Source organism: Sulfurifustis variabilis, from assembly GCF_002355415.1.
Classification (GTDB): domain Bacteria; phylum Pseudomonadota; class Gammaproteobacteria; order Acidiferrobacterales; family Sulfurifustaceae; genus Sulfurifustis; species Sulfurifustis variabilis.
Genome location: NZ_AP014936.1, coordinates 1189948 through 1203399, shown reverse-complemented (window position 1 = coordinate 1203399; position 13452 = coordinate 1189948). Strand labels below are relative to the sequence as shown.

16 protein-coding genes are annotated in these 13452 nt (G+C 69.1%); 8 read left to right on the top strand and 8 right to left on the bottom strand.

The annotated features are described in order from the left end of the window. Window positions 1–159 precede the first annotated feature (159 nt). The 6 genes from scpB to SVA_RS05785 all read right to left on the bottom strand — a co-directional run bounded on the left by scpB (window position 160) and on the right by SVA_RS05785 (window position 5345). Complete coding sequence (scpB, locus tag SVA_RS05810; protein WP_096460129.1) at window positions 160–927, bottom strand: SMC-Scp complex subunit ScpB; 768 nt, start codon at window positions 925–927, stop codon at window positions 160–162. Continuing rightward, entirely contained in the window at window positions 927–1742 is an 816-nt protein-coding gene (locus SVA_RS05805) for a segregation and condensation protein A (RefSeq protein WP_096460126.1), read from the bottom strand. Before SVA_RS05805 ends, scpB begins: the two co-directional genes overlap by 1 nt. Next, the gene (locus tag SVA_RS05800; protein WP_096460123.1) at window positions 1739–2959 is read right to left on the bottom strand and encodes a tryptophan--tRNA ligase; all 1221 of its coding nucleotides are present in this window, start codon (window positions 2957–2959) and stop codon (window positions 1739–1741) included. Before SVA_RS05800 ends, SVA_RS05805 begins: the two co-directional genes overlap by 4 nt. Window positions 2960–2962: 3 nt before the next feature. After that, the gene (locus SVA_RS05795; protein WP_096460120.1) at window positions 2963–3631 is read right to left on the bottom strand and encodes a site-2 protease family protein; all 669 of its coding nucleotides are present in this window, start codon (window positions 3629–3631) and stop codon (window positions 2963–2965) included. Between the two features lie 84 nt (window positions 3632–3715). Continuing rightward, window positions 3716–4360 carry an L-threonylcarbamoyladenylate synthase gene (locus tag SVA_RS05790; RefSeq protein ID WP_096460117.1) on the bottom strand — a complete coding sequence of 215 codons (645 nt, stop codon included), beginning with the start codon at window positions 4358–4360 and terminating at the stop codon, window positions 3716–3718. A 136-nt stretch (window positions 4361–4496) separates the two neighbouring features. Continuing rightward, window positions 4497–5345, bottom strand: coding sequence for a PHP domain-containing protein (locus SVA_RS05785; RefSeq protein WP_096460114.1), 849 nt, complete (start codon window positions 5343–5345; stop codon window positions 4497–4499). 63 nt (window positions 5346–5408) lie between these two features. Between SVA_RS05785 and SVA_RS05780 the strand changes: the two genes are divergently transcribed. The 6 genes from SVA_RS05780 to SVA_RS05755 all read left to right on the top strand — a co-directional run bounded on the left by SVA_RS05780 (window position 5409) and on the right by SVA_RS05755 (window position 9300). After that, window positions 5409–6146, top strand: a complete 738-nt coding sequence (locus tag SVA_RS05780) for a hypothetical protein (protein ID WP_096460111.1) — start codon at window positions 5409–5411, stop codon at window positions 6144–6146. Between the two features lie 89 nt (window positions 6147–6235). After that, the gene (locus tag SVA_RS05775; RefSeq protein WP_096460108.1) at window positions 6236–6814 is read left to right on the top strand and encodes a septation protein A; all 579 of its coding nucleotides are present in this window, start codon (window positions 6236–6238) and stop codon (window positions 6812–6814) included. Beyond that, window positions 6814–7113 (top strand): YciI family protein, encoded by a 300-nt coding sequence (locus SVA_RS05770; protein WP_096460105.1) that lies wholly within the window; start codon window positions 6814–6816, stop codon window positions 7111–7113. The genes SVA_RS05775 and SVA_RS05770 overlap by 1 nt, the downstream gene beginning before the upstream one ends. Further along, a complete protein-coding gene (locus SVA_RS05765; protein ID WP_096460102.1) occupies window positions 7110–7379 on the top strand; it encodes a BolA family protein in 270 nt (89 codons plus the stop codon). Before SVA_RS05770 ends, SVA_RS05765 begins: the two co-directional genes overlap by 4 nt. Window positions 7380–7409: 30 nt before the next feature. Continuing rightward, window positions 7410–8249, top strand: a complete 840-nt coding sequence (locus tag SVA_RS05760; RefSeq protein WP_096460099.1) for a peptidylprolyl isomerase — start codon at window positions 7410–7412, stop codon at window positions 8247–8249. Window positions 8250–8277: 28 nt separating this feature from the next. Further along, entirely contained in the window at window positions 8278–9300 is a 1023-nt protein-coding gene (locus tag SVA_RS05755; protein ID WP_096460096.1) for an esterase-like activity of phytase family protein, read from the top strand. A gap of 792 nt (window positions 9301–10092) precedes the next feature. Here SVA_RS05755 and SVA_RS05750 read toward each other — a convergent pair. Continuing rightward, entirely contained in the window at window positions 10093–10728 is a 636-nt protein-coding gene (locus SVA_RS05750; RefSeq protein WP_096460093.1) for a hypothetical protein, read from the bottom strand. Window positions 10729–10789: 61 nt separating this feature from the next. Then, complete coding sequence (locus SVA_RS05745) at window positions 10790–10981, bottom strand: acetyltransferase (protein WP_096460090.1); 192 nt, start codon at window positions 10979–10981, stop codon at window positions 10790–10792. A gap of 256 nt (window positions 10982–11237) precedes the next feature. On the opposite strand from SVA_RS05745, the gene SVA_RS05740 reads away from it, so the two are divergent. Beyond that, window positions 11238–12674, top strand: a complete 1437-nt coding sequence (locus SVA_RS05740) for an APC family permease (protein WP_096460087.1) — start codon at window positions 11238–11240, stop codon at window positions 12672–12674. Further along, window positions 12616–13449, top strand: a complete 834-nt coding sequence (locus SVA_RS05735; protein WP_096460084.1) for an SAM-dependent methyltransferase — start codon at window positions 12616–12618, stop codon at window positions 13447–13449. Before SVA_RS05740 ends, SVA_RS05735 begins: the two co-directional genes overlap by 59 nt. The last annotated feature ends 3 nt before the right edge of the window (window positions 13450–13452 follow it).

Sequence of the window (13452 nt, the reverse complement as noted above, 5' to 3'; positions counted from 1 at the left end):
AGCCATTCCGCGCAGTTGCCTGTCGCTCTCTCCCTCTCCCGCTTGCGGGAGCGGGCAGGGGTGAGGGCGATACCCGCGTCGACACCCCCTCACCCCGTCCCTCTCCCCCTTTCGGGGGAGAGGGGGAGGAAGCACGGTGCCGTACTCATGCGCGGCGGCCTACTCGCCCATTGAGCGGGCCTGCGCGACGAGCTCGGTCTCGCCCGCTTCGCCCTCGGCAGCGGCGGCCTCGCTCTCGGGGCGGCGTTCGCGGGATTCGGATTCGACGGCGCCGTCGGCCGAGTCCTCTCCCTCGTCGCCGGATTCGGCCGCCTCGACGGACGCGGCGGCCGCCGGCATCGCCTCGCCTTCGCCCATGCGCTGCTCGAGCTCGGCGCTGATCGCCGTGAGGTCGCGCAGCTCCGAGAGCGGCGGCAGGTCCTCGAGGCGCGTGAGGTTGAAGTACTCGAGGAAGGCGCGCGTCGTGCCGTAGAGCGCCGGGCGCCCCGGCACTTCCTTGCGCCCGACCTCGCGTATCCAGTCGCGCGAAGTGAGCGTCTTGATGATCTCGGTGCTCACGCCCACGCCCCGGATGTCCTCGATGTCGGCGCGCGTGACCGGCTGGCGGTAGGCGATGATCGCGAGCGTCTCGAGCAGCGCGCGCGAGTAGCGCGCCGGGCGCTCCTCGACCAGGCGCGCGAGGTAGGAGCTGTACCTGTCGCGCGTCTGCAGCCGCCAGGCGCGGTCGACCTGCTTGAGCTCGATGCCGCGCTCCTCGTACTCCGCCTCGAGCGCCTTCAGCACTTCCCGGATCTCCTCGCGCGTCGGGCGCGAGTCGTCGGGGAACATCTGCTGCATGCGCTCGACGGTGAGCGGCTGGCCGGCGACGAGCAGCGCCGCCTCGATGATGTTCCGGACCTCGCGGTTGGGCTGCCGGTTTTCCGTCATCACGCCGCCGCCTTCACGTGGATGGGTGCGTAGGGTTCCTGCTGGATCACGACGACCAGGGCCTCCTTGATGAGCTCGAGCACCGCCATGAAGGTCACGACCAGACCCAGGCGGCCCTCGCGCGGATTGAAGAGCGATTCGAAGGTCGAGAACTCCTCGCTGTTGATGCGCCCGAGGATCTCGGTCATGCGCTCGCGCACGGACAGCGGCTCGAGCTTCACGCGGTGGTGCCGGTAGAGCGCCGCGCGCTCGAGCACCTGCCGGAAGGCGTCGAGCAGCTCGTGCATCGCGATGTTCGGCTGCGGCTTCTCGCGCGCGAGGTGGCTCGCGTCCGTGACGACGAGGTGGATGTCGCGGCCCATCCGCGGCAGCCGGTCGATGTCCTCGGCCGCCTTGCGGTAGCGCTCGTACTCCTGGAGCCGGCGTATCAGCTCGGCGCGCGGATCGGCCTCCTCGGCCGCGGCGGTCTCGGGCCGCGGCAGCAGCATGCGCGACTTGATCTCGGCGAGCATGGCGGCCATGAGCAGGTACTCCGCCGCGAGCTCGAGCCGGAGCTCCTGCATGATCTCGATGTAGCCCATGTACTGGCGCGTGATCTCGGCGATCGGGATGTCGAGGATGTCGAGGTTCTGCTTGCGGATGAGGTAGAGCAGCAGGTCGAGCGGCCCGGTGAAGGTCTCGAGGAACACCTCGAGCGCCTCGGGCGGGATGTAGAGGTCCTGCGGCAGCTCCGTGATCGCCTCGCCGCGCACCAGCGCGATTCGCTCGGGCGCGGCGATCGTGTCGGCCCCGCTCCCGGCTTCGTTCTCGCTCATGCGTACCCCAATCCCATGCTGTTGCGTACCTCCACCAGGGTCTCCTCCGCGATGTCGCGCGCGCGGCGCGTGCCGTCGGCGATGATGTTGCGGACCGTCGCCGGATCGCGCCCGTACTCGGCGGCCCGCGCCTGTATGGGCCTCAGCTCCTCGAGCACCGCGTTCACCACGGGCTGCTTGCACTCGAGGCACCCGATCCCGGCGGTCGTGCAGCCCTCGCGCACCCAGGCCTTCGTCTTGTCGTCCGAGTACACGAGGTGAAACTGCCACACCGGGCACTTGTCGGGATCGCCCGGGTCGGTGCGGCGCACGCGCGCGGGATCGGTCGGCATCGTCTTGAGCTTTTTCTCCACGTCGGCGGGGGCGTCCCGCAGCGAGATGACGTTGTCGTAGGACTTCGACATCTTGCGGCCGTCGAGGCCGGGCATCTTGGCCGACGGCGTCAGCAGCGGCTCGGGCTCGGGCAGGATCATCTTGCCGCCGCCCTCGAGGAAACCGAACAGCCGCTCCTTGTCGCCGATCGTGATGTTCTTCTGCTGATCGAGGAGCGCCCGGGCGCGATCGAGCGCGTCGTGGTCGCCGCGCTCGAGATACGCCTCGCGCAGCTCGCGGTAGAGCTTCGCGTTCTTCTTGCCCATCTTCTGAACGGCCTCCTCCGCCCGCTCTTCGTAGCCGGGCTCGCGGCCGTAGAGGTGGTTGAACCGGCGCGCCACCTCGCGGGTGAGTTCCACGTGCGGCACCTGATCCTCTCCGACCGGGACGAACGACGCACGGTAGATGAGGATATCAGCGCTCTGGAGCAGCGGGTAGCCCAGGAAGCCGTAGGTCCCGAGGTCCTTGTCCTTGAGCTGCGCCTGCTGGTCCTTGTAGGTCGGCACCCGCTCCAGCCAGGGGAGCGGCGTGATCATGGAGAGCAGCGTATGCAGCTCGGCATGCTGCGGCACGCGCGACTGGATGAAGAGCGTCGCGGCGGAGGGGTCGACGCCGGACGCGAGCCAGTCGATGACCATGTCCCACACGGACTCCTCGATCACCTGCGGCGTCTCGTAGTGGGTGGTGAGCGCGTGCCAGTCGGCGACGAAGAAGAAGCAGTCGTACTCGCTCTGCAGCCGCACCCAGTTCCTGAGCACGCCGTGATAGTGGCCGAGGTGCAGGCGCCCCGTGGGGCGCATTCCGGAGAGCACGCGGGCCGGCAGGCCGGGGAGGACCGCGCTCATCGATCAGAGGCCGGCAAGGCCGCTCACCATGCGGTGCACGAGCGTGACCGGCGGCGCGAGTATCATGCGAAGCACGCTCTGACCTCCGACCGGGATGAAGAGCAGCGCGAGGAGAATGAAGAAGCCGTAGGGTTCGACCCGGCTGAGCTGCCAGGCATACCGTCCGGGCAGCAGCCCGACCGCCACGCGCCCGCCGTCGAGCGGAGGCAGCGGCAGGAGGTTCAGCACCATCAGCACGGCGTTGATGAGGATGCCGAACTGACCCATGTACTGCATCGGCGTTCCGGCCCAGTAAAGGGTATCGGGCAGGAGCGCCCCGGCCTTGGCGACGAGCGCCCAGAGGAGCGCCATCAGCAGGTTCGCCCCCGGTCCCGCCGCCGCGACGAGCGCCATGTCGCGCTTCGGCTGCCTGAGGTTCTCCCAGGTCACGGGCACGGGCTTGGCCCACCCGAAGATGAAGCCGCCGAACAGCAGCAGCAGCCCCGGCACCAGCACGGTGCCGAACGGATCGATGTGCTTGATCGGGTTGAGCGTGAGCCGCCCCAGCCGCTGCGCCGTCGGGTCGCCGAGGCGTTTCGCCGCCCACCCATGGGCCGCTTCGTGGACGGTGATGGCGAAGAGGAGAGGGAGTACGGCGACGGCGATGAACTGAGGCAGGGTTAAACCGAACATTGCCCGGCAGTATATCAGGGCACGGCGGGCACTTGAATTAACCCGGAAATCGCGCGGGAAGGCGAAAAGCCGGGAGAAAACGGCTCACGCGCCCTGCGCAATCCCCTCGCCGGTCAGCGCGGCGATGTCGCCCCGCCCCCGCCGGCGGACCTCGACCAGCCCGTTGTCGAGCATCACCACCGTGGTCGGGTCCAGCGCGCACTGCCCGCCGTCGATGACGAGATCGACCTGGTGCTCGAGCCGCTCGCGGATCTCCTCGGGGTCGTTCATGGGCACGGTCTCGCCGGGAAGGATGAGCGTCACGCTCATGAGCGGCTCGCGCAGCTCGGCGAGCAGCGCCTGCGCGATCGCGTGGTCCGGCACCCGCAGGCCGATGGTGCGCCGGCGGGGGTTCTGCAGGCGCCGGGGCACCTCGCGGGTCGCGGGCAATATAAAGGTATAGGGCCCGGGGGTGTAGGCGCGCAGGATGCGGTAATCGACGTTGCCGAGGCGCGCGTACAGGGCCACCTCGGACAAATCGCGGCAGACCAGCGTGAAGTTGTGGCGGTCGTCGAGCCGGCGGATGCGGCGGACGCGCTCCATCGCCTGCTTGTCGCCGATGTGGCACCCGATCGCGTAGCTCGAATCGGTCGGATAGACGATGACGCCGCCGTCGCGCACGATCTCGACCGCGCGCTTGATGAGCCGCGGCTGCGGGTTGTCCGGGTGTATCTGAAAATATTGCGCCATGATCAAAAGCCGTCGGTCGTTCTTCTCTCGCGCGCCTCGCGCGGGCGACGGAGAGCGAATGTTACTTATGCGGACGGATGACTCGCGATACCGTGAAACCCCCATTCCCGGCGATCGCGCATGCGCGATCGGCGGTTTATCGCCGGTTTTCCAGGTCCCACTCGTGCCAGACCGGCGTGCAACCGTCGGGAAGCGCCGGCAACCGGCCGAGGTCGACCCACGGATTCTCCGGTCCGTGATAGTCCGAGCCGAGCGAGCCGAGCAGGCCGTGCTCTCCCGCGATGTGCCCGAACTGCGCGTTCTCCTGAGGCGCGTGGCTTCCGGACACCACCTCGATCGCGCGCCCGCCGCATTCCTTGAACTCGTTGAGCAGACGCCTGAGCTTGCCCGACGTGAACTTGTAGCGCGCCGGATGCGCGATGACCGCGGTGCCGCCTGCGCCGCCGATCCAGGCCACGGCCTCCTCGAGCGAAGCCCATTGACCGGGGACGTGGGCCGGTTTGCCGCGCGCCAGGTACTGCCTGAACGCCTGCCCCATGTCGCGCACGTAGCCCTGGCTCACGAGGAAGCGCGCGAAATGCGTGCGCGAGAGGATCGCGCCCTTCACATTGGCGCGGACGTGCTCGAAGGCGCCGTGGATGTTCTTCTTGCGCAGCCGGCGGTCGATCTCCTGCGCGCGCCAGCCGCGGAACTCGCGCAGCCGCGCGAGGCCGCGCTGAAGCGGCTCGTTGCCGTCGTCGATCCCGAGCCCGACGACGTGGACCGTCTGACGCTGCCAGGTGACCGACACCTCCACGCCGGGAACCAGCGCGAGACCGCGCTCGGCCGCCGCCCGCGAGGCCTCGGCGAGGCCGTCGGTGGCGTCGTGATCGGTGAGCGCGAGCACCCGCACCGCCGCGGCGTGCGCGCGCTCGACCAGCTCGGCCGGCGTAAGCGTGCCGTCCGAGCACACCGTATGGGTATGCAGATCGATGCTGGAAGACATTGGCGCTGAAATGGGGGCCGCCGACGGGTTATAGTAAGCTCCATCGCCTCGGCCAACCCCGTGATGAACCCCGTCGCCGTAAGTCTCGCCGATGCCGCGCGGCGCTACAAGCAGGCCGCCCAGGCCGTCCTCGGGGCCTACGAAGCGCGCCGCCCGGCGACCACCCACCAGGTGACGCCCGCCCAGCTGGACGCCGGGATCGACCAGTTCTTCGCCATCAGCACCAAGGTGGACCGCGAGCAGGGCGAGACCGGGCCGATCGCCTCGGACGACGTGAGCCAGCTAGGCGACTACGGCCTCACCCTCCTGACGGATCTCATGACATGGGCGCAGCAGCTCGAGCTGCGCGAGTTCGACCGGGATTTCGACAGCGTGGTGCTCTCCTTCACGGACTGGATCGTGCGCCACGAGGGCGAGATACGTACCCTCGAGCCGATCGTGGACGCCCTCGCGCACTACGCCAACCGCACGCGCGAACCGGAGCAGCTCGAGGCGCTGACGCGCTTCATGACCCGCATCGTCCGGTCGAGCTCGAAGCTGATCAAGCAGGATCTGGAGAAGGGCAACCCCGGACGCCCCTGGCTGGTGCTCAACCTGAACCGCGGGATCGTCGCCACCCGCTCGCACAACCCGGAGCTCATGGAGGAGGTGTTCGAGGAGCTGGCGCGCTTTTTTCCGGACCACGCCGCGCAGTTTTTCGCCGAAGGCATGCAGCAGATGGACGAGCTGAACTACCCGCCGCACGTGCGGGCGGTCATGGCCCGCTACTTCGACCGCTTCACCCGCCGAACCATGCACTGAAGTGGGGATCGTCGCCCCCGCCCCCGTTCGGTTGCCACCCCGCGGGCCTTGGTGCGACAATACGTGGCGTCCGCCGTCCGTCTAACTCTATGAAATTCCTGTACGATCTTTTCCCGCTGCTGCTGTTCTTCGCGGCGTTCAAGCTCTACGGCATCTACGTCGCCACCGCGGTGGCGATCGCCGCGTCGTTCGTGCAGGTCGGGAGCTTCTGGCTCAGACACCGCCGCTTCGAGACCATGCACCTCGTGACGCTCGGCGTGCTCGCGGTCTTCGGCGGCCTGACGCTCCTGCTCCAGGACGACACCTTCATCAAGTGGAAGCCGACCCTGGTCTACTGGATCCTCGCCGCGCTGGTGCTCGGCAGCCAGTGGGTCGGCCGCAAGACCGCGATCGAGCGCATCCTCGGCGCCCAGATCAGCCTCCCGCCGGCCGTCTGGGCGCGCCAGAACCTGAGCTGGGGCGTGTTCTTCGCGGCCCTCGGCGGGCTCAATCTCTACGTGGCCTTCTATTATGGTCTGGATCTCGAGCCCGCCGCGCGCCAGGAGATCTGGGTCAACTTCAAGGTCTTCGGCCTGCTGGGCATCACGCTCGCCTTCACCCTGCTGCAGGGCGCGCTCATGGCACGGCACATCATCGAAAAGCCCGACAAGGACGCTTCCGCCTCCTGATGCTCTACGTGATCAAGGGCACCGACGGCGACGACAGCCTGCCCAAGCGCAAGGCGGCGCGTCCCGCGCACTTGGCGCGCCTCGAACGCCTGCGCGACGAAGGCCGGCTGGTGCTCGCCGGCCCGATCCCGGCGATCGACGCCGAGGACCCCGGCCCGGCCGGCTTCTCCGGGAGCCTGATCGTCGCCGAGTTCGCCTCGCTGGCCGAGGCCGAGCGCTGGGCGGCCGAGGACCCCTACATGGAGGCCGGCGTGTACGCCCGCGTGAGCGTCGAGCCGTTCCGCAAGGTGCTGCCGTGAACGACCGCGTCGCGCGCATCGAATCGCGCCTGCGCGAGGCGCTCGCGCCCGAGAGCCTTGAGGTCGCCGACGAGAGCGCGGAGCACGCGGGCCACGAAGGCGCGAAGTCCGGCGGCGGCCACTACGCCGTCACGATCGTATCGGCCCGGTTCGAAGGTCAGCCGACGCTCGCCCGCCACCGGCTGGTGTACCAGGCGCTCGGGGACCTGATGAAGCGCGAGGTGCACGCGGTGCGCATCACGGCGCTCGCGCCCGACGAAATCTGACTCCTACAACTCATTCAACAGGGAACTCCCATGTCGCTACGTACCGCAACCGTCGCGCTCGCGCTCGTCGCCGGCCTGGTCGCGCTCGCCGCCTGCGAGCGCCAGGCGGACACGATCGACGACAGCAAGGTGCTCGCCACGGTCAACGGCCAGCCCATCACCGAGACCGAGCTCGAGCAGTACCGCCAGCTCCGGCAGGCGCGCGAACCGATCGCCGACAAGGCGAAGGAGCGCGAGGTGGTCCTGAAGGAGATGATCGACCGCGTGCTGCTCGCGCAGAAGGCCGAGGCGAACGGACTGGACAAGGACCCCGAGGTGCAGGCGCTGCTCAAGCGCGTGCGCGAGAACATCCTCGTGCAGGCGATGATCCGCCGCAACCTGAAGGACAACCCGATCACGGACGACGAGCTCAAGACCCGGTTCGACAAGGAGGTGCGGGACACGCACAAAACCGAGTACCAGGTGCGGCACATCCTCGTGAAAGACGAGGACGAGGCGCGCGACATCATCAAGCAGCTCAAGGGCAAGGGCAGCTTCGAGAACCTCGCCAAGAAACACTCCATCGACGTGCAGTCCGGCAAGAACGGCGGCAGCCTCGGCTGGATCAATCAGGGCATGGTGGTGCCGGAGTTCTTCGAGGGCGTGTCGCGCCTCGAGAAGGGCGCGGTGTCGAGCGAGCCCGTGAAGTCCGACTTCGGCTGGCACGTCATCAAGGTCGAGAACACGCGCGCGGCCAAGATCCCGACCTTCGAGGAGTTCATGGGCGACCGGCAGGCGCGCGCCAACTTCCAGCGCCGGCTGCAGGACGAGCACGTCGAGCAGATGGTGAAGGAGCTGCGCGCCAGCGCGAAGATCACCACGAGCGAGTGACGCCCCCCGGCGCGGGCGCGAAGACGGCGTGATACGGGCGGCGGGGGCTGGCGGTCGGCGTGCGCGCGCGCTCGCGCTGGCCGGGCTCCTCCTGCTCGGCGCGGCGCCGGCCGCGGACCGCGGGATCGCCATCAAGGCGCGGCCCGTCCCGCTGGTGGAGAACCTCGCGGTCGGCGAGGCCATCGGCCGCATCCGCTTCCTCGGAATGCTGGCGCTCCCCAACATCAACGCCAACGGCCTGCGCTTCGCGCAGCTCTCCGACCTCGCGTGGGACGAGGACGCCGGCCTGCTGTACGCGATTTCCGACAAGGGCGCCCTGTTTCACCTCGAACCGGTGCTTCGCGACGGCGCGCTCGTCGACCTGCGGCTGATCAAGGCGGTCCCGCTCCGCGACCCGAAGACGCGCCAGCCGCTCAAGCACCGGTACGCGGACGCCGAGGGGCTGGAGATCCTGAACGGCAACAACGGCCGGGCGGACGACGCCGAGCTCCTGGTGAGCTTCGAACGCCATCCGCGCCTCGTGCGCTTCCGCCCCGACGGCTACGCGATCGCCGAGCACCAGCTTCCCGCGCCGCTGCGCGACGGCGAGGCCTACGTCGACGGGAACAAGGGCCTCGAGGCCGTGTGCCACGACCCCGCTTTCGGGACCCTCACGGTGCCGGAGGCGCCCCTCCAGGCCGAGCCCGCCGGATTCCACCGGCTGTACAGCACCACCGGCGCCTCCTGGCGCTACCCGGCCGAGAACCAGAATCGCGTGGTCGGGCTCGCCTGCCTCGGCGGCGGCGAGGTGATCGTGCTCGAGCGCGACTACGGCCGGCTCTTCTGGCGCTCCTCGATCGCCCTCAAACGCCTGCGCCTCGCCGGCGCGCGCGTCGACGCCGCGCTTTCCGTCGAGCCGCTCGCCACCCTCGACACGAGCGAAGGGTTCCAGATCGACAACTTCGAGGGCATCGCCCGCCACCACGGCCGCCGCTTCTTCCTCATGAGCGACGACAACGACCTCTTCATCCAGCGCACGCTGCTGCTGTATATCGAGGTGCTGGACAAGTAGCCGCCAGCACGGAGGTCCTAAGCAGCTCTTCAGCTGCTCGAGTCGCTCCGCGACATGTATAACGCGGGGTTCCGCCCCCCGCACGACGGGTCCCTTTCTTTGTTCGCGCAAAGAAAGGGACGAAAGAAAGCACGCCCCGGCTCGCCCTCGCCCGTCCCGGGACGCTCGATAACTCGCCGGGCGCTTAAAAACGCGCCTCGGGCTCGAACATCTCTCGCGTACTGCCCCCGGGACAGTCTCCGGTGCTCGGCGAGCTCAACGGGGACTCACCCCAAACCACCTCCGCCCTGAAACGGAAGTGCTTTTGCAGTGGGGTCCCCGTCTGGCGCGCCCGACCCGAGCGCTCCGAGCGCCGCGAGCCCGAAGGGCGACCGGCAGGGATGCCGGTCGGTCGCCAGCCGGCGCATGGGCGAGGCGGGGAGGTGGCGAACGTCCGGTGGACGTCCGCCCCGCCGAGCGGGCGCACAAGGAAGTGCGCCCTGGGCTTTTGCGCGAAGCAGGGATTGCGCAGCGCAAAAGTGCCGTCTGGCGACCTCCTAGCGCGAGGCAGCGAGGGGCGGGGGGTGAGCGCTGCCGGTGGCAGCGCGAACGGGCGCACAGGGAGGTGCGCCCTGGGCTTTGCCGCGGAGCGGGATGCGTAGCGGCAAAGTCGCGCCATTCGGGGCGTGCTTTCTTCTGACCTGCCGTGGGTCAGCCACCCCACAAGTACAGATTATTACTTCGACAAGCCGCCCGGAGGGGGTCGACATTCAGCGTGTAAGGTTGCGCGATCTCGAATGTGAGTGGTGCAATCTAAGGAGAATCCGGCCCAACCTTCCGAATCAGCAACCCCGTCGTCGACACCCTGACTTCCAGCGTCTGCGCCTGGTCCGCCGGGATGAAGCTCGCCGAGCCGTACTCCGCGTCGAGCAGGGGAGCGAGCATCGCGTGCCGCCGGCGGAGCTCGAACAGATCGACGGGCCTCTCGGGGGAGAGGGAATGGACGGTGCGCGGCGCCTGCCGCTCCTCATCCACGCGCAGGTAGCGGCCGGCGACGCGGTCGAGCTCGTAGGCCGTGTGCAGGCCGAGGACGTTCGCGACCGGCTTCCACTTCAGGATGTGCGCGTCGACATACAGCTCGTCGCCGGAGAGCTGGTACGTCGCCTCCCGGCCGTCCGGAAACCGGAAGCGCGCGCGAAAACGCTGCTCGCCGATCGGCTCCGTTCGCACCACGGCCGCCACCTCCTCGCGGGTGAGCGCCTGGTATCCCTGCACGGCCACGGACAGCAGACCGAAGAGTCCGGCGAGCGCGAGGAACAGCGTCGCCAGCGTGAAGCGCGTCAGCATGCGCACCACGCGCGCGCGGCGCAGCGCGCCGAGTGCGCCAACCAGAAAAAACGCCGCGAGCGCCGCGGCAACGATCGCGATCCAGGTCGGAACGCTCGGCATCGTGACTCCTCACGTGATTGCTCCCCTCAACCTAGCACACGATCCCGTGCGCGCGTCGGGGTCATTCGCCCGTGCGTCCGCGCAGGACGGCGTCGAGATCCACCATGCGAATGGCGCTGATCGCCGCCTCGAGCGCCCCCTCTTCGCACAGGCCGCTGATCGACGCGTTCTCGTACCCCTGCTGCGCGGCGGCGATGCACGCCTCCCGCACCGCTTCCGCGAGGCGGCGCCGCTCTTCATCGACCTGGTTCATCACGCACTCCGCGTCGGTGTTAATCTGTGTTCAAACCGGAAAGCACGCTGTGATAGCGTAGCGCGATCATGGACGATACCACCCGATACGGAAAAGGGGCTACCGCGAGGCGCGCGTTCACGGCGAACGCGGGGACGGGCGGGCGGCGCTCGATGCCTTCGCCCTCGCCCGCACCTGTCCCGCCGGGCGCCGCGCTGCGCGCGGGCGGCCCGAGCGCCTGTCGCAGAGCGCATTGAGACGGGCGCGAGGCGACCGCATGGACCCGCGCGATACGCCAGGACGACCCGTCGCTTCACCCCATCCCTCCCTCTCCCGCCTCGACGTCGTCGCGATCATCGTCGGGCTCGTCATCGGCGCGGGCATCTTCAAGGCCCCCGCGATCGTCGCCGCCAACGTCGGAAGCGAATGGAGCCTGCTCGCCGTCTGGGCGATCGGCGGCGCGGTGTCGCTCGCGGGCGCGTTGTGCTACGCCGAGCTCGCGAGCGCCTATCCGAGCGCCGGCGGCGAGTACCATTTCCTCACACGCGCGTACGGCCGGCGCGTCGCCTTCCTGTTCGCGTGGTCGCGGCTCGCCATCCTGCAGACCGGATCGATCGCGCTGCTCGCGTTCGTGCTCGGCGATTACCTCGCGCAGCTCGCGCCGCTCGACGGCTACGGCGCGGCGCTGTACGCGGCCGTGTCCGTGATCGCCCTCACGGGCCTCAACATCATCGGGCTGCGGACCAGCACGACGCTGCAGAACGTCATGACCGTCGTCACCTTGGCAGGGCTGCTGTTCGTGGTCGTCGCCGGTCTCGGCCACGCCCCGGTCCAGGCGCCGTCCTCCGAACCGGTTCCCGCCTCCGGGGATGCGGCGTTCGGACTCGCGATGGTGTTCGTGCTGCTTACGTTCGGCGGCTGGAACGAGTCGGCCTACGTGTCCGCCGAGCTGCGCGACGTGCGCCGCAACATGGTGCGTGTCCTCGTCACGTCGCTCGGCGTCATCACCCTCGTCTACCTGCTGGTCAACGTGGCATACCTCAACGTCCTCGGCCTCGAGGGCATGCGCGGGTCCGAGGTCGTGACCGCCGACGTGATGCGCTACGCCGCCGGCGACCTCGGCGCGGGCCTGGTGAGCGCCCTCATCGCGGTCGCCGTCGCCGCCTCGATCAACGTGAGCATCCTCACCGGCGCACGCACGAACTACGCGATGGCGAACGACTTTCCGCTGCTCGGGTTCCTGGCCGGCTGGAGCGGCACGGCCAACGCGCCGAAGAACGCCCTGCTCGTGCAGGGCGCGATCGCCCTGGCGCTCGTGGCCGTGGGCGCGACGGCCCGATCGGGGTTCGAGACCATGGTCAGTTACGTTTCCCCGATCTTCTGGTTCTTCTTTCTCCTCGCGACGGTGTCGCTGTTCGTACTGCGCCGGCGGGAGCCGCGGCATCCCCGCCCCTTCCGGGTTCCGTTCTATCCCTTCACGCCGCTCCTGTTCACGCTGACCTGCGCCTACATGCTCTACTCGAGTCTCGCCTACACCGGCTTCGGCGCGCTTCTCGGCGTGGCGGTGCTCGGGATGGGCGTGCCTCTGCTCTACTTCGTGAACCGTGCGCCGTCCGGAGATTCGGCCGCGGCGTCCGGAGACAAGGAGGTGCCTCATGCCATTGGGACGCGAGCCGCTGTACGCGCTGGGAACCCTGCTCGCCCTCGCGGGTAGCGGGGACGCGGTCGTCCACGCGCGGGACGTGCCCTATGTCCCGACGCCGCCGGCCGTGGTCGAGGAGATGCTGCGGCTCGCCGAAGTCGGGCCGGAGGACGTGCTCTACGACCTGGGGTCGGGCGACGGCCGCATCGTGATCACCGCGGCGCGGAAGTACGGCGCGCGCGGGGTAGGCGTGGACATCGATCCCGAGCGCATCGCCGAGAGCGAAGCGAACGCGCGTGCCGCCAGGGTCACGGACAGGGTGCGTTTCATCGAAGGCGATCTGTTCGAGGTCGATCTGCGGCCGGCGACGGCGGTCACCCTGTACCTCACGTCCTCCGTGAACCTGCAGCTGCGTCCCAAGCTGCTCGAGGAGCTGCGGGCGGGAACCCCGGTCGTGTCGCACGATTTCGGGATGCAGGACTGGGAGCCGGAGGCCGTCGTCACGGTCGGGAGATCGACCATCTACCTCTGGCACGTCCCGGCCCGCGTCGCCGGGGTGTGGCGCTATACGGTGACCACCCCGCGGGGCCCCGAGCGCCACCGGCTGCGGATCACGCAGCATCTCGGTACCGTCGAGGGCCGGGTGACGATCGGTGGCGTGTCGTATCCGGTCACCGGGCGGGTCGAGGGAGAGCGGCTGAGCTACGAGGTGAAGCGGCCGCTCGCCGGCAAGACCGTCACCCAGCGCTTCGAGGGGACGGCGACCGGCAACCACATCGTCGGTGCGACCGTCTCCGATGAAGGCGAGTCGGCCAACCAGGAATGGCTCGCGCGGCGGGGCGAGTAGCGC

What these genes read in the sequence shown, in the direction of transcription:
- SVA_RS05780 (WP_096460111.1), top strand. Translation starts at nt 5,409, where the DNA reads ATGAACCCCGTCGCCGTAAGTCTCGCCGATGCCGCGCGGCGCTACAAG.
- scpB (WP_096460129.1), bottom strand. Translation starts at nt 927, where the DNA reads ATGACGGAAAACCGGCAGCCCAACCGCGAGGTCCGGAACATCATCGAG.
- SVA_RS05770 (WP_096460105.1), top strand. Translation starts at nt 6,814, where the DNA reads ATGCTCTACGTGATCAAGGGCACCGACGGCGACGACAGCCTGCCCAAG.
- SVA_RS05805 (WP_096460126.1), bottom strand. Translation starts at nt 1,742, where the DNA reads ATGAGCGAGAACGAAGCCGGGAGCGGGGCCGACACGATCGCCGCGCCC.
- SVA_RS05735 (WP_096460084.1), top strand. Translation starts at nt 12,616, where the DNA reads ATGCCATTGGGACGCGAGCCGCTGTACGCGCTGGGAACCCTGCTCGCC.
- SVA_RS05800 (WP_096460123.1), bottom strand. Translation starts at nt 2,959, where the DNA reads ATGAGCGCGGTCCTCCCCGGCCTGCCGGCCCGCGTGCTCTCCGGAATG.
- SVA_RS05760 (WP_096460099.1), top strand. Translation starts at nt 7,410, where the DNA reads ATGTCGCTACGTACCGCAACCGTCGCGCTCGCGCTCGTCGCCGGCCTG.
- SVA_RS05745 (WP_096460090.1), bottom strand. Translation starts at nt 10,981, where the DNA reads ATGAACCAGGTCGATGAAGAGCGGCGCCGCCTCGCGGAAGCGGTGCGG.
- SVA_RS05795 (WP_096460120.1), bottom strand. Translation starts at nt 3,631, where the DNA reads ATGTTCGGTTTAACCCTGCCTCAGTTCATCGCCGTCGCCGTACTCCCT.
- SVA_RS05785 (WP_096460114.1), bottom strand. Translation starts at nt 5,345, where the DNA reads ATGTCTTCCAGCATCGATCTGCATACCCATACGGTGTGCTCGGACGGC.
- SVA_RS05750 (WP_096460093.1), bottom strand. Translation starts at nt 10,728, where the DNA reads ATGCCGAGCGTTCCGACCTGGATCGCGATCGTTGCCGCGGCGCTCGCG.
- SVA_RS05790 (WP_096460117.1), bottom strand. Translation starts at nt 4,360, where the DNA reads ATGGCGCAATATTTTCAGATACACCCGGACAACCCGCAGCCGCGGCTC.
- SVA_RS05775 (WP_096460108.1), top strand. Translation starts at nt 6,236, where the DNA reads ATGAAATTCCTGTACGATCTTTTCCCGCTGCTGCTGTTCTTCGCGGCG.
- SVA_RS05740 (WP_096460087.1), top strand. Translation starts at nt 11,238, where the DNA reads ATGGACCCGCGCGATACGCCAGGACGACCCGTCGCTTCACCCCATCCC.